General features: G+C 64.0%; 1 protein-coding gene. It reads right to left on the minus strand.

Going from position 1 to position 1,925, the window contains the following annotated elements; genetic code table 11:
• A partial coding sequence (locus tag O9320_20505; GenBank protein MCZ8313233.1) for a hypothetical protein occupies positions 1-1,635 on the minus strand: 1,635 nt, incomplete at its 3' end.
• Positions 1,636-1,925: the final 290 nt, after the last annotated feature.

A 1,925-nucleotide genomic window follows, 5' to 3' on the forward strand; every position in this document is an offset into this window, starting at 1 on the left:
CGATGCCTGCTCCGATGCCGACGCAACGATGGTGGATTGGCGCATCGTATCGTCGGCCGACACGCCCATGGCGGCCGAACTTTTCGTCATCTGAACGGCCGAACTTGCGACCTGATCGACGACACTCTTGACGTTCTTCTCGAAATCGTCGGCGAGCATCGTCTGGCGCGTGACGACGTTCCACACGAGCATCGGCCCGACATAGGCACCAGCCTTGTCGCGGATCGCCGAGGCGCGCACGTCGAAGATCTCCTTGCCGATATGCAGCGTGGTGCGGCGCGGCAGGGCGTCGGCGTCGGCGAGTGCGGCGGGCTGCAGCAAGCTGTCGCGGTGCAGCGTGCGGATCTCGGTGCCGACCAGCGCTTCGGGTGCGCAGGGCAGATGCTCGGCGACGCTGCGCAGGGTCTCGACAGCGGCCCGGTTCGCGTATCCGATGCGGAAGGCGTTTTTCGGATCGGCAGTCATCACCGGCGTGGGCATTTCCTCGACCATCTGGCGCAGGCGGAAGGACTGGCCGACGGTCTCGCACAGGGCGCGCATGGCGTTGAGGAGCGCGCCGAGTTCGTCCTTGCGCGTGCTGACAGCGACAGCGACGTCGTCGCGGCCGTTGGCGAGCTTGCTCGCGACATCGACCAAGATCGCAAGCGGGCGCTTGAGGCTGGCCACGAACGCGACGGCGATCAGGAGTGCGAGTGCGAGCGCCAAAGCGCCGCCGATCGACATGAGCCATTCGCGCTGCAGGACGGCTGCATTCGCCGCAGCACTCGCTTCGTCGGCGCGTGTTTCGAGCGACTTGCGGATGTTGTCGGTAGCGCCGGAAAGCGAATTCCCTTGCGCACGGAAGACTGCGCGCACGGCCTCGATGTCTTTGGATGTCTGGTGCACTTTTGCGTACTCGTCGCGATAGGCAACGATGGCTGCGATCGATGCGTCGATGCGCGGGGCGAAGGTGGAGGGCGCTGTGCGCTTGGCCTCTTCTGCGGCGGCGATCGCGTCGTTGAGCGCGCGCGCGCCGTTTACCATGTCGCTGTCGGCGAGGCTGGTGCGGTAGCGCATCGCGCGCACGCGACCGAGCATGTAGTGTTCGGCAGACAGATTGAGTGCTGTCCCGGCCGACATATGGCCGGCCGCGATCACTTCGTCGCGCAGACGCTGCAATACCGTGCGGTTGGGCGGGCCGACGCGGTCGAGTTCGGCCAAGAGGGCTGCCCGCGTCGCGAAATGGCGCTGGATCGTCGTCCAGCTTTCGTCGCGGTACTTTGCGAGCGTCGCAGCATAGTCGGCGACGAATGCGCGCTCGGACTCCGTAAGGCGAGTGCCTTCGAGATCCTTCACGGCGGCTTCGAGGCGGCGAAAGCTCGCGTTCGACGCGTCGGCTTGCTGCGCGTTGGGCGCCTGCAGCCAGATGTTTATGATATTGCGCGTTTGCGTCAGGCGAAGATCGACGAGTTGGGCGGTATTGGCCTGATGCGCGAGTTCGGCGACCTGCCTTGTGTCCCGCGCCGTCTGGGTGAAGCCGAGAACGCCGTAGGCGGCGGCCGCTGCCAGCAGCAGGCCGAGCAAGCCGAAAGCGGCATAGACCTGGCCGACCAGCGAAAAGCGGCCAAAGGGATTGAGGGATATAGTTGCGGACATGGGGGGGCACCTCCGAAACGGGATTTGCGGAGTTTTGCCTTCAAATGCTTAATTGCTGATTAAAAAGCTGTCTTAAAAACCAGATTTTCATACATTGGCAATCTCGTTTGTATGCTGGGGAACTACGCAACAACCCCTTGCGTCTGGTGCGCGATCTCCTCGATCGGATTGACCGGGAAGCGTTCGCCGGCCTGGAAATAGATGCGGCCCGCGAGGCCGGCCAAGCTGCAGCCTTCGAGGAACACGACTTCGATTTCGTCGCGCAGATCGGGCGGGATCTGCCGGTGCGT

Source organism: Magnetospirillum sp. (assembly GCA_027532905.1).
GTDB lineage: Bacteria > Pseudomonadota > Alphaproteobacteria > CACIAM-22H2 > CACIAM-22H2 > Tagaea.